This window comes from Massilia sp. S19_KUP03_FR1 (assembly GCF_036688685.1).
GTDB lineage: Bacteria > Pseudomonadota > Gammaproteobacteria > Burkholderiales > Burkholderiaceae_D > JALYUM01.
The window spans coordinates 1-21,920 of the sequence record NZ_JAQQPS010000039.1 but is presented as its reverse complement, the minus strand read 5'-3'; the positions used below and the strand labels follow the sequence as shown (position 1 = coordinate 21,920).

Here is a 21,920-nt window from a genome sequence, read left to right as displayed (position 1 = left end):
TTGCGCCGATGATAGTGCTGCAACCAGTGTGAAAGTAGGTTATCGTCAGGCTAGTTATAAGAGAGAAACCCCGTACAGAAATGTGCGGGGTTTTTTTTCGTCTCGTGGTTTATCGAGGGCGCTGATTTAGCTTGCTCAGTATGGATCCCGGCTTTCGCCGGGACGACGAGCTCGAAAGCGGCGCTTGCATTGCGCAAGCCTCTGGCCGGCGCCATACGCTAACGCGTGCGACCGAAGTAATGTCAACGATACAATGATGCTCCGCACCGAACCGGTGATGACAGATCAACCGACCTTGCCATGCCAGCCACCGCAGCCCCGTCCGACGCAACCTTTTTCATCGTTCTTAATGCCGGCTCCGGCCACACCGACCGCGACCAGCGGCGCGCGATGATCGAGTCGGTGCTGCGCGGCGCCAGCCGGCAGTTCCAGCTGACGATCGTCGATGAACCAGACCAGCTTGACCAGATCGCCCAACAGATGGCGCAGCAGGCGGCTGCCGCCGGTGGCGTACTGGTGGCGGCCGGGGGCGATGGAACGATCAATGCGGTAGCGTGCCAGGCAGTCACGCACGGCTGCGCGTTTGGCGTGCTGCCGCAGGGCACCTTCAATTATTTTGGCCGCACACACGGCATTCCCGAAGAGCTGGATGAGGCAGTGCACGCACTGCTGCGCTCGAACCTGTATCCGGTGCAGGTCGGGATGGTCAACGACCGGGTATTCCTGGTCAACGCCAGCATCGGCCTGTATCCGAAGCTGCTGGAAGAGCGGGAAGTGGACAAGAAGCAGTTCGGGCGCAGCCGCTTCGTCGCCGCGCTGTCGGCGCTGAAAACCATCCTCAGTCCGCATCGCCGCTTGCGCCTTGCACTCGAGGTCGACGGCAAGGTGTATCGCCTGCGCACCGCCACTTTTTTTGTCGGGAACAACCGCCTGCAAATGGAGCAGATTGGCATTGCGCCACTCCAGGCCGCGCTGGAAGACGGCCAGCTGGCGGCGGTGGCGCCACGCAGCAAGGGCAAGCTGGGCATGTTGTGGCTGCTGCTGCACGGCGCGCTGGGCCAGATGGGGCGCTTGGATCAGGCTGACCAGCTGGCCACCTACAGCTTCAAGCAGCTGGATGTGAAGGTGCGGACCTTGTCACGGCGCCGGAAAATCAAGGTGGCCACCGACGGCGAGGTGACGCATCTGACCAACCCGCTGACGTTTCGCGTGCTGGAGCGGCAACTTCTGCTGTTGAAGCCCGATCCCGCCGGCTAGCGCGTCAGGCAAGCGCAGTGGTCGTGCCGTGTTGCGCCAGCACCGCATCGAGCTGCGGCATGGCTGCGCGCAGGCCTTCTTCCATCCCCGGGGTGGTTTGCGCCAACGCTTCAACGCTGGAAAACCGTGTGACGATGGTGATGCGCGATCCGGCCGCGGTGCTTGCAAAGGCGAACGTCATCGCCGCGGGCATGTTCTCGTCCCCGGTATTGTCGTCGCCGTCACAGGCTGCGAACGCGCTGATGGGATCGATGGCGGTGAACCGCCACGATCCATTCCACTTTTGCCCTTCCGGCAAGGCGAGGAAATACTCGGCCCGTCCGCCCACCTGAAAATCGTGACGCGTGAAGGTGGCAGGGTAGGCAGGCGGACCCCAGAAACGTTCGAGCTGGCGCGGGTCGGCAAAGGCGTCCCACAGGCGTTGCTGCGCAACAGGGTAGTCACCCACGACGGTGAGGGTCAGCGTTGTTGCGTCTTTCGTGATGGAAGTCAGAGGCATGATCATTTCCCTTCAGGTGAAAGAACATCGTCGAGTTGCGCCAGGCGCTGGCGCCAGATAAGGTCAAACTGGTCGAGCAGCGCGCCGGCGCGCTGCAGCCGCGCGTGGTCGGTTGCGACCCGTTGTTCGCGGCCGTTGGCATGCTTGCGAACCAGACCGGCCCGCTCGAGCACGGCGACGTGCTTTTGCACGGCAGCGAAACTCATCGCGTACTGCGCCGCCAGTTCGGACACGGACGGCGTTGCCATGAGTGAGCGCGCCAGGATGTCCCGGCGCGTGCCGTCTGCGAGGGCACGGAAAAGCTGGTTGAGCGATTCCTCGCTCTCGTTTTTAAGTGAAACCATGTGGTTGTATGTTAGGCCGGCCCGATCGGCCTTGCAAGGAAAATCGCGCGCTATTCGTAGACGGTGCCGATTGCCAGCGGCTTGCCTTGCGCGACCACGCTGCCGTGCTCGGGCAGGTCGGCGAAGCGCAGCAGCGCGACCTTGTAGATGCCCATGGAGTCGTCTTCGAAGGGATGGCCATCGCGCACATGCACGATGCGTGCCGTGCCATCGGCCTGGCGCACCTCGACCGTCGCTGCTTCATCACTCGCCGGATAGGAGAATTTGATGCCGGCGCAGTGCTTGCCGAACAGGCGCATCCGGTAACCGGATTCGCGCTGGGCGCTGATCAACTGCTCGCACGCCGCGCGTAAATCGGCCAGCGGATAGACGCCGTCGGCACGCTCCTTGATCGAATACCGGCCGCTGAAGTAGTACAAGCCCTTTTGCCGGTTCAGGCGCAACACGGCGTCCTCGTCGTAGGCCGCTTTGCTCATCGGGATCGTGGCGCGGCCGATGGCGTCGACGTCGATCTCGACGTTCGTCGTGGCGCCTGCCAGAAGCAGTTTCAAGCCGGTGAGTGGCGCGCCGACTTGCCGTGGCCGGATCTGCAAATAGCCCTCGATCAGCGGCCGGTTGCGCGTGAAGGTGGCCGTGAACGCCGCTGATTTGTACGCGTTGCGGTAACTGGCCCATTCCGGATCGCGCAGCGCGGTGACCTCGACGCGTGGTACCGGGACACTGTCGTCCGCGTGCGCGATGCATGGCGCGCAGATCGCGGCGAGCAGCAATTGTTTGAGCATGGTGTGTGCATCCGTGGAGTGGGAACAACGCCGATTCTACGGTAACTGGCGGTTACGCATATGTGCCGGAGGGTAGAGACGACATGCATGACTTCCGGCACGCGCCGGGTGATGGCAGGTCACGTAGAATTGACCAACTATTACCACCACGCGTCGCCAGTCCGGTGACGGCAGTGGTTCACCGGAAGCCTGCTTGAACACTTTCAGAGAACGTTACAACCGCCACCTCGGCGTCATCACCATCGTCGGCCTGGTGCTGCTGCTGTGCGGATTCGACATTGTCGTCATCGCGATGCGCGGGCTGGACTTCGACGATCTGCACACGCCACTCGGCCGGTTCGTCGTCAAGGTGGCCAGCCAGTTCACGCCCGCACCCATGCCCAATCGCGCCGGGACCGAGCGCAACCATCTGACCGTGACCCTGTACCTCGCGGCCACGCTGCTGCAGATGGCGCTGTTTGCGCTGCTGGCGTGGCGCCGCGTCCGGGTGGATGTGCGGCGTTCTGCCATTACCAATCGCCTCTTGCTGGTCGCCCAGTTGCTGCTTTGCCTGGTCGGCAACGACGGCATGCGCCTGGCTTTTTCAGTGGAAGTGGCGCTGGTGCTGCCGCTGTGGCGCGGCCTGGCGTGGGTGCTGGCGCATATGCTCCCGTACGTCGCCATCCGGATGCTCTTGCAAGCGAGCGCAGTCAACTTCAGCGACAACCGGCTGCGTCTGGGATTGCTGTATCTCGGCATGGAGGTCGTCATGCACGTCATCGTGTTCGGCGTGGTTCATCTCGCCGCGCGCGAACGGCGCGGCCGCCGCGTGCTGGCCGCCGCCCACGCCGAACTGCTGGCGACCCAATTCCTGCTGGGCGATATGGTGCGCGACTCTGAGCGCCTGCGCATCGCCCGTGACCTGCATGACAGCGTCGGCCATCACCTGACCGCCCTGAAGCTGCACCTCGACCTGGCCGTGCGCCAGTCGAATGCACCGGTGTCGCCGTCGCTGCACACGGCCGGCGAACTGGCCGGGGAATTGCTGGCCGAAGTGCGTGCGGTGGTGAGCACGGAACGCCACACCCAGCGCATCGACCTGCGCCATGCGCTGCTTACTTTGTGCGCCGGGATTCCTGCGCCAGCGATCGCGCTGAGGATTGACGCCGCCCTCGACATCACCACGCCTGCGCTGGCCCACACGCTGTTCTGCTGCGCACAGGAAGCCATCAGCAACGCGGTCCGCCATGCCGGCGCCACCACCTTGACGATCGATATCGCCCAGGGCCGCGATGCCTGGACAATGCTGGCCGCCGACGATGGCCGCGGCAGCGGCCAGCTCACCCGCAATGAGGGCAACGGCCTGCGCGGCATGCGCGAGCGGCTGGCGTTGCTGGGCGGTTTCCTGGTCGCCGGCGACCGCAAGCCGCGCGGCTACGCCCTTCAGATCACGCTGCCATTCGCAGGCGGTGCGCGATGATCCGCGTGGTGCTGGTCGATGACCAGATGCTGGTACGCAGCGGTATCCGCGGCCTGCTGGACCTTACCCCCGACATCCGTGTCGTTGCCGAAGCGGCCGATGGGGCGGCCGCCGTCGCGGTGCTGGCCGCCGCCATGCCCGACGTGCTGCTGCTCGACGTGCGCATGCCAAATGGTTCGGGCATCGAGCTGCTGCGCGCGCAGCAGGGCAAGCTGCCGCCGACCATTCTGTTGACCACGTTCGACGACGATGATGCCCTGTTCGACGGCATGCGTGCGGGTGCCAGCGGCTTCCTGCTCAAGGACATTTCACTCGAGCGCCTGGCCGACGGCATCCGCAGCGTGGCCGCCGGCGCAACGCTGTTCCGTCCCGCGCTGACCGAGCGCACGCGCGCCGCCTACGAGCAGCGCGGCGGCAGCCGTGCGCCACCCGGCTGCGAACGGCTGACCGGCCGCGAAACCGAGATCCTGGCGCTGATGGCAGCCGGCTTCAACAACGGCGAGATCGCCGCTGCACTCGGCCCCAGCGAAGGCACGATCAAGAATCACGTGTCGAGCATCCTGTCCAAACTGGTGGTGCGCGACCGCGTGCGCGCGGTCCTGCGTGGCCTCGAACTGGGCTACATCTGATTTCCTTTTTTTCCTGATCGTGAGCGTGCAATGAAGCGACCCTGTTTGATCCTGGCCACTGCCATCGCCTGCCCGGCGTGGGCGCAGTCCGATACCACCTTCATGCCCGAAGGCTCGCACGACATCACCTTGATTGCCGTGGCGGGTCTGGCGCCGCGATCCGAAGGCAGCGGCACGTTGCGCCCGTTCGTGCTGCCGGGCGCCTCGGTTCAGTGGAGCAACGGGGTTTTTCTCGATGTCGGCACGCTGGGCATGCAGCTGTCCAGCACGGGCAACTTGCGGTATGGGCCGAAGCTCGGCTACGGCATCAAGGACGAGCGCAGCGACGACCCCCAACGCAAGATGCGGCTCGACCTGCAGGCCGGCGGCTTCGCCAGCTACCAGCTGCTGCACAACCTGAATCTGCACAGCGACTTGATGTACGGTGGCAGCGACGACTACCGCGGCGTGCAGCTCAACGTCGGCGCGACGCTGTCCGGACGGCTCACGTCGCACCAGGCCGTTGCGCTCTCGGTCGGCGCCAACTTCGTCGACCAGGCCTACATGCAATCGTATTTCGGCGTGACGGCGCAGCAGGCGGCCCAGGGCCACCGCCGCGCGTATCATGCCAGCGGGGGACTGAAGAACATCAGCACGACGGGCACGTGGCATATCGAATTGAATCAAAAGTATTCGCTCGCCACCGGCGTGAATGTGAGCTGGCTCGGCGACACGCCCGCCGCCAGTCCCCTGACCAGGAATAACCAGGGCTACAGTTTATTTACTCTGCTGAGCTATCACTATTGACTGTGCGATTGCGCGGCCAGCGCGCACAAGGCCTGGTACAAGGGCCGCGCCGCGTCAGCAATCTGGTCCAGGCTCGTTTCGCGCAGCTGCGCCGTGTCGACCGTCGCAGTGCTGTGCAATCCGGCCCAGCGCAGCAGCGCCGTGCACGCGTCAGGCGTATCGAACATGCCGTGCAGGTAGCTGCCCAGCAGCGCGTCGTCGTTTGAGCGCGCACCTTCGCCACGGCCATCGATGACAAACGCCGGCTGCTGCAAGGCCGGTCCGGTCGACACACCCATGTGGATTTCGTAGCCGGTTACGCCGGCGTCGGCAAAGGCGCACTGTCCAGTGACCTGGGCCAGGCGCTTGTCGCCGGTCAGCGTGGTCTGCATGTCGAACAGCCCCAGGCCATCGGTCGCGCCGGCTGCGCCTTCGACGCCGTCGGGATCGTCGACGCGCATGCCCAGCATTTGAAAGCCGCCGCAAATACCGATGACCTTGCCGCCGTAGCGCAGGTGGCGCTGGATGTGCGTGCGCCAGCCATTTTCTTCGAGCCAGGCCAGGTCGGCGCGCGTGTTTTTGCTGCCCGGGATGACGATCAGGTCGGCTGGCGGAAGCAATTCGCCCTGGCGCACGAAGCGCAGGTCGACGTCCGGGTGCACGCGCAGGGCGTCGAAATCGGTGTGGTTGCTCATGCGCGGGAACGAGGGCACCACGATTTTGAAAGCGCCTTGCGACGCCTGCACCGCCTGCACCGCGTCTTCCGCATCGAGGAACAGCCCCTGCAGATACGGCAGCACGGCCAGCACCGGCTTGCCGGTTTGGGCTTCGAGCCAGTCCAGTCCCGGCTCCAGCAGCGAGATATCGCCGCGAAAGCGGTTGATCACAAAACCGATCACGCGCGCGCGCTCGCTTTCGGACAGGCAGTCGAGCGTGCCGACGATGTGCGCGAACACGCCACCGCGGTCGATGTCGGCCACCAGAATGACGGGGCAGTCGACCGCTTCGGCGAAGCCCATGTTGGCGATGTCGCGGTCGCGTAAATTGATTTCGGCCGGGCTGCCGGCGCCTTCCACGACGATGGCGTCGTACTGTGTCTGCAGGCGCGCATACGATTCGAGCACCGCCTGCATCGCCACTGTTTTGTATTGGTGATAGTCGCGCGCGTTCATCTCGGCGCGCACCTTGCCGTGGATGACCACCTGCGCGCCGACATTGGACGATGGTTTGAGCAGCACCGGATTCATGTCGGTATGTGACGCGACGCCGGCGGCAATCGCCTGCAGCGCCTGGGCGCGGCCGATCTCGCCGCCGTCGCTGGTCACGGCGCTGTTCAGTGCCATGTTCTGCGGCTTGAATGGCGCGGCTGCAATGCCTTCCTGCTTCAGGATGCGGCACAGCGCTGCGACGATGGTGGTTTTGCCGGCGTCGGACGTGGTGCCTTGCACCATCAGCGTCCCGAGTGGAAATTGGTTCATTTGGACCGCCGATGCTGGCGCGCCAGTTCAAGTTTTTCGCACAGCACGGCGGCGCCGGCCACCATGCGCGGGCCGGCGCGGTTGAGCAGGTTGCCGTCGAGCCGGAACAGGTTGGCGCGTTTCACGGCAGTCATGCTGGTGTACGGCTTCCACAGGTTGACGCCGCCGTCGTCGAGGCTGCGCTCGCCGGTGCTGAAAATCGCTTCCGGGTCTTCCTGCAGCACCGCTTCCACATTCACGATGGGCGCCGTGACCTTCAAGGATGCGAAGATGTTCACGCCGCCGCACATGCCAATGGCGTCGCTGACGATATGGGTGCCGTTGAGCGTGTACAGCGGCTTGTCCCACACTTGATAAAACAGGCGCACGGGCGGACGGTTGGCGTAGCGCTTGCGCAAGCTGGCCAGTTCCTGGGCCAGGCTGGCTGCGGCCGGTTCGGCCACCGCTTCGGTACCCATCAATTTGCCCAACTTTTGCACGCTGGCGGCGATGTCGTCGAGTTTGCGCGGCTCGCTGTGGAACATCGGGATGCCGAGCGCACGCAGCTCTTCGACCTGGCGTGCGGAACTGCCGTGCAGCCAGACTACGATCAGGTCGGGTTTCAAGGCGATCACGCGTTCCATGTCGACCTGGCGGTTCGAGCCGATTTGCGGGATGCGCTTGGCGGCCTCGGGAAAATCGCTGTAGCTGACCGCGCCGACGATTTTTGCGCCACCGCCGGCGGCAAACAATAATTCCGTCACATGCGGCGCCATCGCGACGATGCGCTGCGCCGGCTGTTGCAGGGTGACTTTGTTGCCGTCATCGTCGACGACGGTGATGGCGGCTTGCGCTTGCAAGGCCAGGGCGGCCAGCGCCAGTATCCAGGAGTGCTTCATGTTGTGCGGGTCCATTCAGTGAGGGCCTGGGCCAGGCGGCGCCAGGCAGTGTCGTCGGGTGGCAGGCCAAGCCGGATGCCGTGCGCCGCATTGGTAAACAGCCGCACCCAGATGCCGCGTTCGGCCATGTGCGCGTGCAAAGCGGTCGCATGCGGTTCGGGCCACCATTGAAACAGATCGGTGCCGCTCGATGCGATGCCATGCGCCGCCAGCAGCGCGCGCAGGCGCGCACCCTGTTGCGCCAGGCGCGCGCGTGTCGCCGCATGCCATTCCACATCTTCGAGCGCGGCGCGGGCGACCTGCTGCGCCGGGCCGCTGACGGTCCAGGGCCCCAGCGCATCGGCCAATGCGGCCAGCAGCAGCGCATGCGCACCAACAAAGCCGACCCGCACGCCGGCCAGTCCAAAGAATTTGCCGACCGAGCGCAGTACGATCAAACCTGGCTGCCCAGTGTGCGCGGCCACGGTATCAAGCGGCGCCATGTCGGCAAACGCTTCATCGACCACCAGCCAGCCACCGCGCGCAGCGAGCCGCGCGTGCCAATCGAGCAGCGTCGCAGCAGGAACCAGCGCACCGGTCGGGTTATTGGGATTGCATACCACCAGCACGTCGCAGGTGTCGACCGCCGCTTCCAGGTCCGCATACGCTACTTCGCGCAAGCTGTGACCATGCCGCCCCCAGTGATGCGCGTGTTCCGCATACGATGGCGCGGCAACCACAACCCGCGACGGCGCGCGCAATTGCGGCAGCGCCTGGATCGCGGCCTGGGTACCGGGCACGGCGAGCAGCTGCGGCGCGCCATAGAAAGCGCGCGCCGCATGCAGCAGGGCGTCGTCGACTTCGGGCAGACGATGCCAGGCATTGGCTGACAGTGGTGGTGCGCGGTACCAATGCGGATTGAGGCCTGCCGACAGGTCCAGCCAGTCGTCGACGGGGCGCCCGAAGGCGCGGGCGGCGGCGCGCAGGTTGCCACCGTGTTCAAGCATACAGCGCTCCCGCCAGCGCGATTGCCGTCAGCCAGAGCCAGGTGGTGGCGCGCACCAGGCGCCACGCGCGCCGGATGTCGTCGCCTTCCGGCGCCTCGCCCAGTCCGAGTGCCGGCCGCGTTTCGGCCACGCCGTCGTAGATGGCGCTGCCACCCAGCGCCAGGCCAAGCGCACCGGCGCCGCTGGCCATGACCGGTCCCGCGTTCGGGCTGGGCCAGGCCGGGGCCTGCACCTGCCAGCAGCGCCAGGCGCGGCGGGGATAATCGGCCAGCACCACGTACGACAGCGCGGTCAGGCGCGCCGGCACGTAATTGAATACGTCGTCGATGCGCGCGGCCACGCGGCCAAATAGTAAAAAACGCGGCGTGCGGTAGCCCCACATGGCGTCGAGCGTATTGGCCAGCCGGAACAGCAGCACGCCAGGGCCACCCGCCACCACAAACCAGAACAGCGCGCCGAAGACGGCGTCGTTGCCGTTTTCGAGCAGCGATTCGGTGCTGGCCTTGGCCAGGTCGGTGGGGTTGGCCTGGGTGGTGTCGCGGCTGACGATGCGGGCAGTCAGCGAGCGCGCCGCGGCCAGGTCGTCACGTTCGAGCGCATCGGCGATCGGTAAATTGTGTTCGCGCAGGCTGCGCAGGCCCAGCGCAAAATACAGCAGCAACGCGTGCAGCGCCAGCCCGAGCGGCCCGCCGCTGTGGGCAATCGCAAACCACGCGCATGCGCACAGAGGCAGCACCGCCAGCGCCCATGCCAGCGCGCCGCGCGCGATGCGCCACTTGGCACGGTTGCCGATGCGCTCAATCAGAGAGGCGAGGTTGCCGAAACCGACCAGCGGGTGCCAGCGCCGCGCCTCGCCCAGCAGCGCGTCGAGCAGGACGCCAGCGCCCAGCAGCAAGGCCACCTGCACCAGCGACAGGCCGCTCAGCACAGGGAACCTTTCAATGCCAGCGGCAAGCCGGCGGCCACGAACACGGCGCGGTCGCAGGCGGCGGCCACGGCCTGGTTCAGACGCCCCTGTTCATCGACAAAGGCGCGCGACACGGCGCCCATCGGGACGATGCCCATGCCGACTTCGTTCGATACCAGGATCACGTCGCCGCGCGCCCGGGCCAGGGCGTCAATCAGCGCCTGGCGTTGCGCGTAAAACAGCGGCGGCAGCGTCACCGGCCCGGTGTCAGGAAAACTGTCGGCGCCGGAAAACAGCAGGTTGCTGAGCCACAGCGTCAGACAGTCGACCAGCACCACGGCGTCGGGTAGCGCCCATGCATCGATGGCCGCAGCGAGCGCCGTGGTTTCTTCGACGGTGGTCCAGTGCGCGGGCCGGCTGGCGCGGTGATGCGCGATGCGCTGCGCCATCTCGCTGTCGCCCGCGCGTGCGGTGGCAATGTAGACCACCGCGCGGCCGGATGCGCTGGCCAGTTTTTCCGCATACGCGCTCTTGCCGGAGCGTGCACCGCCGAGGACGAGGGTGGTGCTCATGTGAACATGGCCGCCACCGCTGTGGGGCAGGAGGGAAACCAGGCGTGGAAATAGGACGCGGTCAGCGAACCGGCGCGGTAGACGGCCTCGCCTTGCACGCCGGAGGGATTTTTGACCGTATGGGCAAGCGCCGGGACGGTGGTGGCGAGCGTCGAATAGTGAAACGTATGGCCGCGCAGTTGACCGTGTGCAGTCGCCAGAGCCTGCGGTCCGAGCCCGGCCAGGCGGGTCTGCATTGTCACGTCACCAGGCAGCAGGCCGGCCATCGGCCAGGTGGCGCCGGTGAGATCGGTCAGCGACCCGGCCAGCGCCATCATGCCGCCGCATTCGGCGACGATGGGCGTGCCGGCAGCGTGTGCGGCGCGCAGCGAAGTTTGCCAGGCGGTCGTGTTGGACAGCGTGTCCGCATGCAGTTCCGGATAGCCGCCCGGCAGCCAGACCGCATCGGCATGTGCAGGCACGGGGTCGCCCGCCAGCGGGGAGAACCAGGCGATGGCGGCGCCCAGGTCCGTCAGCACGGTCAGGTTGGCCGGATAGATGAAGGCAAATGCGGCGTCGCGCGCGATGGCCACGGTTTTACCGGCCAGCAGCGGCGCGATGGGCGCGCACGGCACGGCGTCGATTGTCGTCGTGCGCAGGCTGTTCCAGGCGTCGTCATCGAAGTCGAGTTGCTGCGCCAGCGTGTCGAGCAGGGCGTCGATGCCGTCGATTTCCGATGCCTGCACCAGCCCCAGATGGCGTTCCGGCAGCTTGTGTGTTTGGCGCGGCAGGGTGCCGAACAACGGCACGCCACGCAGCGAGGCCGCCACCATGGCTGCGTGGCCCGGGCTGGCCACCCGGTTGGCGATCACGCCGGCCAGCTCCACCGGACCGTAATCGCGCAGGCCGTGCACGATGGCGCCAGCCGTTTGCGCCATGGCCGACGCGTCGATCACGGCCAGCACCGGGATGCCAAGGGCGCGCGCCAGGTCGGCCGAGGACGGCGTGCCGTCGTACAAACCCATGACCCCTTCGACCAGGATCACATCGGCCTGCTGCGCGGCGGCGTGCAGCTGCTGGCTGCAGGCGTCTTCGCCCACCATCCACATGTCGAGCGTGCCGACCGGCGCGCCGCTGGCCGCTTCGAGCAGCATCGGGTCGAGAAAGTCGGGGCCGCATTTGAACACGCGCACGCGCTGGCCGCGCCGCACCAGCGCACGCGCGAGCGCCGCGGTGACGGTGGTCTTGCCCTGGCCGGAAGCGACGGCGGCCACCAGTACGATGCGCGCAGCGGCCATGGTCAGAACTCCGTCCCGGCCTGGGCCGCGATACCGGCCTTGAAGGCGTGCTTGACCACGTTCATTTCGGTGACGGTATCGGCGATGTCGATCAGCGCATCGGGGGCGCCGCGGCCGGTGATCACCACGTGCTGCATGGCGGGCCGCGCCAGCAGATCGTCGATGACCATGTCGACATCGAGGTAGCGGTACTTCAAGGCGATGTTCAACTCGTCTAGCAGCACCAGGCCGATGGAAGGATCTTGCATGAAGCGCTTGGCCATGGCCCAGGCTTCGAGCGCTTTTTCGGTATCGCGTACGCGGTCCTGGGTGTCCCAGGTATAGCCTTCGCCCATTGCGTGAAATTCGACTTCGTCCGGGAAGCGGCGCAGGAAGTTTTCTTCGCCGGTCGACATGGCGCCCTTGATGAACTGGACCACGGCCACTTTCATGCCGTGACCGAGCGCGCGGCTGACCATGCCGAAGCCGCTCGAACTTTTGCCCTTGCCGTTGCCGGTATTGACGATGATGATGCCGATCGTCCTGGTCGCCGCGGCGATGGTCTGGTCGATCACCGCCTTCTTGCGTTCCATGCGGACCCGGTGGCGTTCGTTAATGTCGTCCATGTTTTTATCCTTCGCTTGAAATGAAGATGCGCCGCGCGCCATGCTGCAGCACTTCGATCGGGTGGTGGAGGTAGCGGCTCAATAGTGGCGCCGTCATGACCTGTTCGGTCGGTCCGGCCAGCCACTCGCCGTCGCCCATCAACAGCAGCGCGTGGGTGGAGGCCTGGTGCGCCAGGTTCAGGTCGTGGCCGATGGCGACGATGGTTTTGCTCTGCTCGCGGCACAGCTTTACCAGCAGGCGCGTGACCGCCGACTGGTGCGCCAGGTCGAGCGCATTGGCCGGTTCGTCGAGCAGCAGCAGCGGTGTGTCCTGCGCCAGCATGGCGGCAATTGCCACGCGCTGGCGCTCGCCGCCGGACAGGGTGCGCACGTCGCGCTGCGCCAGGTGCTCGACTTCCATCGCTGCCAGCGCGGTGCGGGCCGCATCCTGGTCGGCTGTGCTTTCCCAGTAGCGCTGCGCGCCATACGGGTGGCGCGCGGCCAGCACGGTGTCGAGCGCGCTGTAGCCGAACGCGTCGCTGCGCGACTGGGCCAGGAAGGCCCGCGCGCGCGCCAGTTGCGCCAGCGGCCAGTCGGCCAGTGGACGCTGGTTGAGCGTGACGGTGCCGGCATCCGGTGCGCGCAGGCCTGCCAGCGTGCGGATCAGGGTACTTTTGCCGGCGCCGTTGCGGCCGATGATGCTCCAGCATTCGCCGGCGCCGACCTGCCAGTCGAGGTCGCTGACCAGCGTGCGCGGACCGGCCAGCAAAGAGAGATTGCGCGTGGCGATCATGCGCGGTGCAGCCGGTGCAGCTGCCATAAAAAGACCGGCGCGCCGATCAGCGCGGTGACCACGCCCACCGGCAGCTGCTGCGGGGCCAATACCGTGCGCGCCAATGTGTCGGCGAGAACCAGGAAGGCGCCGCCGGCCAGCGTGGCGGCGGGTACCAGCAAGCGGTGGTCAGGGCCGCAGGCAAAGCGGCAGGCATGCGGCACGATCAGGCCGACGAAGCCGATGCTGCCGGCGCTGGTGACTGCGCTGGCGGTCAGCAAGCCGGACGCCAGAAACAAGCCTTTGCGCAAGGCGCCGACCGGCACGCCCAGTGCGACCGCACCTTCGGCGTGCATGGCCAGCACATTCAGGGCGCGCGCGCCGCGCATGGCGAACAGCAGGCCGCCCGCCAGGACGAGCCAGGGCAGGACGCGCAGCGGCGCGCCGGCCAGGTCGCCGATCATCCAGAAAATCATGCTTCTTAAACGGCTTTCGGGCGCGATCGACAGCATCAAGGTGACCAGCGCCATGCAGGCCGACGAAAGAATCACGCCGGTCAGCAGCAGTACCGAGGCGCCGCCTTCGGCCGGCGCACCGCTGCGCAGACCGCGCCGCGCCAGCAGATACAGCATGCTGGAAACGATCACCGCGCCGGCAAACGCGCTGGCGTCGACCACCCACAGCGCGCACATGAACATCAGTGCCGCCAGTGCGCCAACCGATGCGCCGGCCGAAATGCCCAGCACGTACGGGTCGGCCAGCGGATTGCGCAGCAGCGCCTGCATCATGACCCCGGCCAGCGCCAGTGCGGCGCCGGTGACGAAGGCCACCAGCGCGCGCGACAGGCGTAATTCCAGCAGCGTTGCGGCCAGACTGGCGCCGCTGCTGGTGCCGTGCACCATCTGCACCAGCGCGGCGGGCATGTCGGCCAGCGGAATGGCGACCGACCCCAGCGCGCACGACAGCACCAGGCTGCCCAGAGCCAGCAGCACCAGTGTGCCGATGATCGCCAGCGCGCGCCGGCGCATGCTCGGGAAGGAGAGGGTCGTCATGATGCTATTAACGCATGCCGTAACGCAGGCCGACAAATACTTGCGAGCCGGCGGTGCCGTAGTAACGCGCCAGTTCATACTTTTTGTCGGCCACGTTGTTCCAGCGCGCCAATACCGACCAGTCGCCCGTCACCTGGTATAAAGCGAACAGATTCACGAGACCGTAGCCACCCAGCGTATTGCGGTTGGCGAGGTCGTCGTAGCGGCGGCCGGAGAGCTGCACGCCGGCGCCGGTGGTCAGGGCGCCGACCGTGTATTCGGCACTGAACTGGGCGTGGCGCTTGGCGCGCCGCACCAACTGCTTGGCCGTGGTGTCGTCGCGTGGATCCTGGAAGTCGAGCGAGCCGCGCAGGTCGATGGCATACAGGCGCGTGCTGGCGCCGATGGTCACGCCGGACAGCGTGGCGCGGTCGACGTTGTAGGCGCAACCGAAAGTGTGGGTGGCCGGTTCCACCGGGCAGACGGCGGCGGTGACCAGCAGGTCGGTCAGGCGGTTATGGAAGTACGTCACGCTCGCTTCGCTGGCGCCGTCCTTCCAGTACAGCCCACCTTCGACATTGCGACCATGTTCCGGCTTGTTGGACGCCACGCCGAAACCGGGGTAGTAGAGGTCATTGAAGGTCGGCGCGCGGAAGCTCGTGCCAAAACTTGCGTTGGCCCGCAGCGCCGGTGTGAAGCGGTAGCCGTAGGCGAGGGCGCCGGTGGTCTTGCCGCCGTACTGCGAGCTGTTGTCGCGACGGACGCTGGCGCTGGCCAGGTGGGGGCCGCGGTTCAGTGCATACGAGGCGCCGGCCGAATTGGTGGCGCGGCGGGTGTTCAGCGCCGCGGTGGAGCCGGATACCACTTCCTCTTCGCGCCGCTCGAGCAGCACTTGCAGCAGGTCTGCGCCGATGGTCAGGTCGCTTTGGACGCTGAACTGGTTCTGGCGCGTGGCGATGTAACTGGTGCCACTGGTGGCCGCGCTGCTGATACTGATCGATTTGTCGTCGGCTTGCGCGGCCTGGCCCTGCAGGCGCCAGTTCGGCGTGATGCGGGTGTTGGCGAAGACGGCGACGTTGTCCAGGTCCTGTACCGTGCGCGTGTCAAAGCTCGATGCACCCGAATCGTATTGGGCTTCCAGGCGGCTGTGCAGGTATTGCAGGCCGACCTGGCTGTCGGCATTCACGTCCGCGCTGAAGCGCGCGTTGACGCTGTCGCGCCGGTAGCCGTCGTTATCGGCGTTGTAGGACGAACTACCTGGCTTCGCAGCCGAGAAACCGTCGTCCTGGTCGCGCACGGCGGCGATGGCATAGCTGAAGCCACCGGTTTTGCCGCTAATGCCGACGTCCGCGTTGCGGGTCTGGTCGCTGCCGGCGGAAATTGCGGCGGTGATGCGCGGCGCGCCGTCGCCCTGGCGGGTAAAAATCTGCACCACGCCGCCGATGGCGTCGGCGCCGTACAGCGTGGCCAGCGGGCCGTAGACGATCTCGATGCGCTCGATGGTCGCCAGCGGCAGGGCGGCCCAGTTGGCGGTGCCGGTGGTGGATGAACCGATGCGGATGCCGTCGATCAGCACCACGCTTTGCTTGGCGTCGGCGCCGCGGATCAGCACCGATGATGCGGTACCCGGACCGCCGTTGCGCACCACTTCGATGGCGCGCTGCTTTTGCAGCAGGTCGATCAGGTTGGTGGCGCCGGAGCGGACGATTTGTTCGGCCGAAATCACGGTGTGATCGGCCAGCGTGTCGGTCGCCGCTTGCGGCGTGCGGCTGGCGGTGACGAGGATCTCAGGCAGAGCGTCTGCAAAAGCAAAGGACGAGCAGAGGGAAAGGGCGAGGGCGAGCGAAGTTGGCGCCGCGCGGCGTGCTACAGGAAAGTTCATGAACATCTTCAGCAAAATAAAGGCAACCGGCCGAGGTCCCCGTAGGCCAGGTTGAACAGGAAGCAGGCCGCTTGCGCGCACGCTTCCACCTGTCTTGGCCGGTATCCGGGCTGGCAAGTGCAACTGCCTGACCTTCCCATGCTTGAAGAAGCACAGTGGTTTTATGAGGCAGTCCGTCGCGGAAATCGGCGACACTTGTTGACCGTTGCGGGGGCAGCACACGTGGGCTCGATGAGCTTCGTGTTTCCCGTTTAACTGCGCACGTGGACACGTGCGCGGGCACCAAAACGACTCAATTATACACAGTCGAGGATGACGATTTCACCATAGCCTATGCGATGGGGATGGGCCGCGGCGGTTGCAGCCATCTCCGCCACGCTCAGTCCATCGCGATGCGCCGCGCATAACCGGATGGCGCCGGCATGGCACACCACGATCGCGGCGGGCAGATTGGTGGCGCGCAGATCGGCGCAAAAACCGGCGATGCGCGCGGCCATGTCGGCCACGCTTTCGCCGCCGCCGGGACGGTAGAACGCCACATCGGCGGCCCAGGCGTCGATGCCAGCGCGCGCGATGTCGTCCCAGCGCTGCATTTCCCAGTCGCCGAAATCGAGTTCTGCCAGGCGCGCATCGAAAATCACCGGACCCCCGAGTGCGTTGGCCAGCACGGCGCATCGTCGTAAAGGGCTGCTGTAGATGGGGGCATCCGGCAGCGCGGCGCGCAAGGCTGGCAGGGCCAGAGCCTGCGCGGCCGGATCGGTGGCGAGATCGGTGCGGCCGTAGCAGACGCCGGGGTCGACCAGCGGCGGCAAATGGCGTACCAGGTACAGGCGCATATTAATAAAGGGCCGCGTGGCCGGCGCTGGCCAGCACGCACAGATAAATCGCCACTTCGCTGAGCTGCTGGACGGCGCCGAGGCAGTCGCCCGTGTAGCCGCCGATGCGGCGCACGAACAGGGCGCGCAACCACCAGGCGACCGCCGCGCTGGCGAGCAAGGCGGCGCCCAGCGCCGGCCACGCCACGACATGGAACACGCCGAGCAGCAGCGCGGGCAGCACGGCGCACACGGCGGCGATGGCGAATTCGCCGGCCCGCATCTCCTGGGCCATCGGCTTGGCCTTGCCGGCATCGCGCGCATAGCTGGCGCTGCGAATCAGGCTGACGGCGGCCAGGCGTGACAGCGGATGCGCCAGCAGCAGCGCGCCGATGGCCTGGCCGGGGGCGAGCAGCGACAAGGTGGTCACTTTCAACCCGAGCGTCACGACCAGGGCAACCGCGCCGTAGGTACCGATGCGCGAATCCTTCATGATCTCCATGATCCGTTCGCGCGTGTAACCACCGCCGAAGCCATCGCACATGTCGGCCAGGCCGTCTTCGTGAAAGGCGCCGGTCATATATATCCCGGCCGCGGTCGACAGCAGCACGGCCACCGGTGCGGGCCACAGCCAGGCGGCGGCGCCATACACCAGCACGACGACCAGGGCGACGCACAGGCCCACCAGCGGAAAATAGCGCGACGCGTGCTGTAGCCAGGACGGCTCGAAGCCCACCCAGCGGGGAATCGGCACGCGCGTAAAGAACTGCAGCGCAATAAAGAACAGGCGCACCTGCTGGATCAGCCAGGCCATGGTTACGCCGACTTCGCGCTGACCTGGGCCGATTCGAAGGTAGCCATCTCGCGCATGAAGTTCACGGCCGCGTGCAGCAGCGGCAGCGCCAGCGCGCAGCCGGTGCCTTCGCCCAGGCGCAGGTCCAGTTGCAGCAAAGGGCGCGCATCGAGATGGGCCAGCATGCGGCGATGGCCGTGTTCATCGGAGCAATGCGAAAACACGCAGTAGTCGAGTAGCGCCGGCTGCATGCGGGCCGCCACCAGCAGCGCGCTGGTAACAATGAAGCCGTCGATCAGCAGCACCATGCGCCGTTCGGCTGCGCGCAGCATGGCGCCGGCGATCATGGCGATCTCGCAGCCGCCGAACGTGGCCAGCACGGCGAGCGGCTCGGTCACGCCAGCGTGGAACGCGACCGCCGCCTCGATCACGCGCTGCTTGTGCAGCACGCCTTCCGGCGGCAAACCCGTGCCGGCGCCTACGCACTCGGCCACCGGCACGCCGGTGAGCTTGTGCATCAGCGCGGCGGCCGCTGTGGTGTTTCCGATCCCCATTTCACCAAAGCCCACCACGTTGCCTTCGAGCGCATCGACCAGTGCCATACCGTGCTCCATTGCCAGGCCGCATTGCGCGGTGGTCATCGCGGGCGCGGTCGCGAAGTTGGCGGTGCCGTGGCACACCTTGCGGTCGAGCAGGCCGGCGCGTTCGCCGAAATCGTGGTTGACGCCGGCATCGACGATGTTGAGCAGGCAGCCATTCTGGCGTGCGAACACATTGATGGCGGCGCCGTCGGCCAGGAAGTTCTCCACCATTTGCCAGGTCACGCTCTGCGGGTACGCCGAGATGCCTTCGGCCACGACGCCGTGGTCACCGGCACAGACCAGAATCGCCGGCGCGCGGATGGTCACGTCGACCGTTTGCTGCACCAGGCCGATGGTGCGCGCCAGCGATTCGAGCATGCCGAGGCTTCCGAGCGGCTTGGTCTTGTTGGCAATGGCATGCGCAAGGCGGTCGGCGAGGGCAGCGTCGTGGACGGGTGAAATGTCGATCTGGCGCATGGGATAGAGGGGAGGAGAAAGGGGCGCTCACGATAGCACAACCATCAACGAACGCAGGCGGCAGGCTGCGCAAAACATCGTCACAAAGCCCGAACTCGCGGAGCGCTGCGCTGTCGTAGTTAACGTTGGATGGCGCGCTGGCGGTGGAGCGAAAGAATGCCTGCATCGGCTGCGCACGGCGATGAGCGATTGATGACAGGAGTAAACATGAAAACCAAAAAAGCAGGGGCCGCCGCAGGCATGGATGACGGCAGCGTAGAGGGACAAACGGATGGCAAGGCGGTGCCGAGCGGCATGAATGGAAATGGCGAGTCGGAGCCCGCGTCGCTGCAGCTGTCCGATGAAACGCCGGCAGGCTCAGCCGATCCAAACGACCGCGGCATGCCTGGCGTCAGTGTCCGCAGCCAGCAGCAGGACATGCCGGAAGGAAGCATGGGCCACGAGAAGAGTGCACAGGCACAGAGCATGCCGGCGGGAAGCATGGGCGCGGGCGGCATTGGCAGCAGCGGCAACAGTGGTGGCGCAGGGAGCCGCGATGAAGATGGCCTGGACGGCGGCACGCCGCGCAAGCGTACGTGCGGAACCATGGCAGTGCACCGGCGCCTGCTGTCCACGGACCCTGCGTACGCGCGGGCGCGCGCCCGCATCGAGGATCATGCACGTCAATACGAAAGCGGCGCGGCGTCGTCACAACGCACCGGCGTGACGCGCATTCCGGTGGTCGTGCATGTTGTATGGAATACGGCGGCACAAAATATCTCCGATGCGCAAATTGCCAGCCAGATCGATGTCCTCAACCACGATTTTCGGCGTACCAATCCGGATTTTACCAGCACCCCGGCAGCCTTTTTACCGCTGGCCACCGACGCGCAAATCGAATTTTTCCTGGCCACCAGCAATCCGTCTGGCGTGGCAACGAATGGCATCGAGCGGCGCCAGACCAGCGCCGCCAGTTTCAGCGACGACGATGCCGTGAAATCGACGGCCAGCGGCGGCCTGGACGCCTGGCCTTCAGCGAATTACCTTAATATGTGGGTGTGCCCGCTCAGTGGCGGCCTGCTAGGCTACGCCCAGTTTCCCGGCGGTCCGGCTGGCACCGACGGCGTGGTGATCCTGCATTCGGCGTTTGGCACCAACGGCACGGCGGCGGCGCCATTCAACCTGGGACGCAGTGCCACGCACGAAATCGGTCACTGGCTAAATCTGAACCATATCTGGGGCGACGACGGCACCGGGTGCAGCGGCACCGACAATGTCGCCGATACGCCCAACCAGGGTGGCCCCAACTTTGGCGCGCCCACGTTCCCGCACCTCAGCTGCAGCAATGGTCCCAACGGCGACCTGTTCGTCAACTACATGGATTACGTCGACGATCGCGCGATGGTCATGTTCACCGCTGGCCAGGTAGCGCGCATGCAGGCTTGCCTGGACGGCGTGCGCAGCAGCATCGGCAGCGCCGCCGTCAGCGCCATTCGTCCCAGCTCGTCCCCCATTGTGTCGTGGGGGCCGAATCGCCTGGATACGTTTGTGCTCGGCACCGACCGGGCCGTGTACCACAAGTGGTGGAACGGCAGCGCCTGGGGGCCGTCGGTGACAGGTTACGAAAACATGGGCGGCGTCTGCACCAGCACGCCGCAGGTGGTGTCGTGGGGACCGAACCGGCTTGATCTCTTCGTCACAGGGACCGATAGCGCGCTGTATCACAAGTGGTATGCCGGCGCTTGGGGGCCGTCGCTCACCGGCTATGAAAACATGGGCGGCGTCTGCGTGGGCGATCCGCGCATCGTGTCGTGGGGACCGAACCGCCTCGATGTGTTCGTTCTGGGCACGAACCGCGCCCTGTTCCATAAATGGTGGAACGGCAGCGCCTGGGGACCGTCGGTGACTGGCTACGAAAACATGGGTGGCGTCTGCGTCGGCCAGCCGGAGGTGGTCGCATGGGGGCCGAACCGGCTCGACATATTCGTCATTGGCACCGACCGCGCGCTCTATCATAAGTGGTGGAACGGCAACAGTTGGGGGCCATCCATCACCGGCTACGAGAAACTCGGTGGCGTGTGCACCTCGGCCCCGCGTGTGGTGTCGTGGGGGCCCAACCGGCTCGATGTGTTCGTCACCGGCACCGATGGCGCGCTCTACCACAAGTGGTGGAATGGCGAGTCATGGGGACCGTCGGTGACCGGTTTTGAGCGTCTGGGCGGCGTCTGCATCGGCGAGCCGGAAGTGGTGGCATGGGGCCCGAACCGGCTTGACGTGTTCGTCATCGGCACGGACAGCGCGCTGTATCACAAGTGGTGGAATGGCAGCAGTTGGGGCCCGTCCGTCACCGGTTTCGAAAGCCTGGGTGGCACCTGCACCTCGCAGCCGCGGGTGGTGGCGTGGGGCCCGAACCGGCTCGACGTGTTCGTCACCGGCACCGACAGCGCCTTGTATCACAAGTGGTGGAGCGGTTCCGCATGGGGGCCGTCGGTCACTGGGTACGAGTTCATGGGCGGCGTCATCTCGGCGCTGCGCACTGAACAGGCCCCTGAACTGGCAGAGGACGCATCCCAGGTGCCGGCTTACCTGCAGCAAGTCGCCGGGCAGCCATCCGGCTTGAGCCACTGATGGGCGCCGGCGAGAAGGGCCTGTCCGGCTCGTGGACGCATTCGTACGAGGAGGATACGGGGAACGAACAAGTGTACCGTCCGGATTCCTATGCGTTTCCTCCGAGCCGACGGCCGCGCGCACGGCTCGACTTCGGTGCCGGACAGGTGACGACGGCGGTGCCAGGGCCAGACGACAAATTGCAGCGCAGCACGGCACCGATCACTGCGCTGGGCATGAACCGCTTTCGCCTGGGCGATGGTCCCGAAATCGAAGTGATTGAAGCGCGCACTGATACGCTCAGGGTCAGGTCAACTTGAAAGGCACGCCGCAATAACCTCGCCCCGCGCAGAAATGTGTGGGGCTTTCGCCCCGCCTGCACATTTTTTCGTGCGGCACTTGCGAACGCGCAAACCCTTTGCTATAGTTCGCCTCCCCGAGAAATTGGTTAACAAAAACAAGGACTTGGGGCTGCCGCGAAAGCGGCACGGTAGGAAAAGAGGAGTTGACGGCGTAGGATAAAACCTGCATAATCTCATCTCTCTGCTGCGACGAACACAACGCTT

23 protein-coding genes and 1 riboswitch are annotated in these 21,920 nt (G+C 66.0%); of the genes, 6 read left to right on the top strand and 17 right to left on the bottom strand.

The annotated features are described in order from the left end of the window. Positions 1–300: 300 nt before the first annotated feature. Positions 301–1,257, top strand: a complete 957-nt coding sequence (locus V6M87_RS26180; RefSeq protein ID WP_332879616.1) for a diacylglycerol/lipid kinase family protein — start codon at positions 301–303, stop codon at positions 1,255–1,257. Positions 1,258–1,261: 4 nt separating this feature from the next. Here V6M87_RS26180 and V6M87_RS26175 read toward each other — a convergent pair whose 3' ends face one another. Genes V6M87_RS26175 through V6M87_RS26165 form a run of 3 tightly spaced genes read right to left on the bottom strand, consistent with a single transcriptional unit; the run spans position 1,262 to position 2,882 of the window. Then, positions 1,262–1,756 carry an SRPBCC family protein gene (locus V6M87_RS26175; RefSeq protein WP_332879615.1) on the bottom strand — a complete coding sequence of 165 codons (495 nt, stop codon included), beginning with the start codon at positions 1,754–1,756 and terminating at the stop codon, positions 1,262–1,264. Positions 1,757–1,758: 2 nt separating this feature from the next. Beyond that, positions 1,759–2,100, bottom strand: coding sequence for a transcriptional regulator (locus V6M87_RS26170; RefSeq protein WP_332879614.1), 342 nt, complete (start codon positions 2,098–2,100; stop codon positions 1,759–1,761). Between the two features lie 50 nt (positions 2,101–2,150). Further along, positions 2,151–2,882 carry a hypothetical protein gene (locus V6M87_RS26165; protein WP_332879613.1) on the bottom strand — a complete coding sequence of 244 codons (732 nt, stop codon included), beginning with the start codon at positions 2,880–2,882 and terminating at the stop codon, positions 2,151–2,153. Positions 2,883–3,075: 193 nt separating this feature from the next. On the opposite strand from V6M87_RS26165, the gene V6M87_RS26160 reads away from it, so the two are divergent. From V6M87_RS26160 to V6M87_RS26150, 3 genes are read left to right on the top strand one after another with little or no spacing between them, the layout of a single operon-like run. Continuing rightward, complete coding sequence (locus V6M87_RS26160; protein ID WP_332879612.1) at positions 3,076–4,341, top strand: sensor histidine kinase; 1,266 nt, start codon at positions 3,076–3,078, stop codon at positions 4,339–4,341. After that, on the top strand, positions 4,338–4,970 hold the full coding sequence (locus tag V6M87_RS26155; RefSeq protein ID WP_332879611.1) for a response regulator transcription factor: 633 nt from the start codon (positions 4,338–4,340) through the stop codon (positions 4,968–4,970). Before V6M87_RS26160 ends, V6M87_RS26155 begins: the two co-directional genes overlap by 4 nt. 30 nt (positions 4,971–5,000) lie before the next feature. After that, positions 5,001–5,756, top strand: a complete 756-nt coding sequence (locus V6M87_RS26150) for a MipA/OmpV family protein (RefSeq protein ID WP_332879610.1) — start codon at positions 5,001–5,003, stop codon at positions 5,754–5,756. On the opposite strand, the gene V6M87_RS26145 is transcribed toward V6M87_RS26150, so the two are convergent. The 13 genes from V6M87_RS26145 to cobT form a co-directional block, all read right to left on the bottom strand. After that, a complete protein-coding gene (locus V6M87_RS26145) occupies positions 5,750–7,213 on the bottom strand; it encodes a cobyric acid synthase (protein ID WP_332879609.1) in 1,464 nt (487 codons plus the stop codon). The two genes, V6M87_RS26150 and V6M87_RS26145, sit on opposite strands and share 7 nt — an antisense overlap. Further along, positions 7,210–8,091 carry a cobalamin-binding protein gene (locus V6M87_RS26140; protein WP_332879608.1) on the bottom strand — a complete coding sequence of 294 codons (882 nt, stop codon included), beginning with the start codon at positions 8,089–8,091 and terminating at the stop codon, positions 7,210–7,212. Before V6M87_RS26140 ends, V6M87_RS26145 begins: the two co-directional genes overlap by 4 nt. Further along, positions 8,088–9,077: a threonine-phosphate decarboxylase CobD gene (cobD, locus tag V6M87_RS26135; RefSeq protein ID WP_332879607.1), complete on the bottom strand. Its 990-nt coding sequence runs from the start codon at positions 9,075–9,077 to the stop codon at positions 8,088–8,090. The genes V6M87_RS26140 and cobD overlap by 4 nt, the downstream gene beginning before the upstream one ends. Next, a complete protein-coding gene (cbiB, locus tag V6M87_RS26130) occupies positions 9,070–10,005 on the bottom strand; it encodes an adenosylcobinamide-phosphate synthase CbiB (protein WP_332879606.1) in 936 nt (311 codons plus the stop codon). The genes cobD and cbiB overlap by 8 nt, the downstream gene beginning before the upstream one ends. Continuing rightward, entirely contained in the window at positions 9,999–10,556 is a 558-nt protein-coding gene (cobU, locus tag V6M87_RS26125) for a bifunctional adenosylcobinamide kinase/adenosylcobinamide-phosphate guanylyltransferase (protein ID WP_332879605.1), read from the bottom strand. Before cobU ends, cbiB begins: the two co-directional genes overlap by 7 nt. Next, positions 10,553–11,833 carry a cobyrinate a,c-diamide synthase gene (locus V6M87_RS26120; RefSeq protein ID WP_332879604.1) on the bottom strand — a complete coding sequence of 427 codons (1,281 nt, stop codon included), beginning with the start codon at positions 11,831–11,833 and terminating at the stop codon, positions 10,553–10,555. The genes cobU and V6M87_RS26120 overlap by 4 nt, the downstream gene beginning before the upstream one ends. Before the next feature lie 2 nt (positions 11,834–11,835). Then, the gene (cobO, locus tag V6M87_RS26115; RefSeq protein WP_332879603.1) at positions 11,836–12,438 is read right to left on the bottom strand and encodes a cob(I)yrinic acid a,c-diamide adenosyltransferase; all 603 of its coding nucleotides are present in this window, start codon (positions 12,436–12,438) and stop codon (positions 11,836–11,838) included. A gap of 4 nt (positions 12,439–12,442) precedes the next feature. Further along, the gene (locus V6M87_RS26110; protein ID WP_332879617.1) at positions 12,443–13,210 is read right to left on the bottom strand and encodes an ABC transporter ATP-binding protein; all 768 of its coding nucleotides are present in this window, start codon (positions 13,208–13,210) and stop codon (positions 12,443–12,445) included. After that, on the bottom strand, positions 13,207–14,241 hold the full coding sequence (locus V6M87_RS26105) for a FecCD family ABC transporter permease (protein WP_332879602.1): 1,035 nt from the start codon (positions 14,239–14,241) through the stop codon (positions 13,207–13,209). Before V6M87_RS26105 ends, V6M87_RS26110 begins: the two co-directional genes overlap by 4 nt. Positions 14,242–14,248: 7 nt before the next feature. Continuing rightward, positions 14,249–16,102, bottom strand: coding sequence for a TonB-dependent receptor domain-containing protein (locus V6M87_RS26100; protein WP_332879601.1), 1,854 nt, complete (start codon positions 16,100–16,102; stop codon positions 14,249–14,251). Positions 16,103–16,181: 79 nt separating this feature from the next. Next, positions 16,182–16,404: riboswitch (cobalamin riboswitch) on the bottom strand. Then, positions 16,399–16,938 carry a histidine phosphatase family protein gene (locus V6M87_RS26095; RefSeq protein ID WP_332879600.1) on the bottom strand — a complete coding sequence of 180 codons (540 nt, stop codon included), beginning with the start codon at positions 16,936–16,938 and terminating at the stop codon, positions 16,399–16,401. It overlaps the preceding riboswitch by 6 nt. Before the next feature lies 1 nt (position 16,939). Then, positions 16,940–17,731, bottom strand: coding sequence for an adenosylcobinamide-GDP ribazoletransferase (locus V6M87_RS26090; RefSeq protein WP_332879599.1), 792 nt, complete (start codon positions 17,729–17,731; stop codon positions 16,940–16,942). Positions 17,732–17,733: 2 nt separating this feature from the next. Then, positions 17,734–18,768 (bottom strand): nicotinate-nucleotide--dimethylbenzimidazole phosphoribosyltransferase, encoded by a 1,035-nt coding sequence (cobT, locus tag V6M87_RS26085; protein ID WP_332879598.1) that lies wholly within the window; start codon positions 18,766–18,768, stop codon positions 17,734–17,736. A 207-nt stretch (positions 18,769–18,975) separates the two neighbouring features. On the opposite strand from cobT, the gene V6M87_RS26080 reads away from it, so the two are divergent. Continuing rightward, a complete protein-coding gene (locus V6M87_RS26080) occupies positions 18,976–21,375 on the top strand; it encodes a M43 family zinc metalloprotease (RefSeq protein ID WP_332879597.1) in 2,400 nt (799 codons plus the stop codon). Further along, positions 21,375–21,674 (top strand): hypothetical protein, encoded by a 300-nt coding sequence (locus V6M87_RS26075; protein ID WP_332879596.1) that lies wholly within the window; start codon positions 21,375–21,377, stop codon positions 21,672–21,674. The genes V6M87_RS26080 and V6M87_RS26075 overlap by 1 nt, the downstream gene beginning before the upstream one ends. Here the strand turns inward: V6M87_RS26075 and V6M87_RS26070 are convergent. Next, on the bottom strand, positions 21,661–21,920 hold a 260-nt coding region (locus tag V6M87_RS26070; protein WP_332879595.1), incomplete at its 5' end, for a hypothetical protein. The two genes, V6M87_RS26075 and V6M87_RS26070, sit on opposite strands and share 14 nt — an antisense overlap.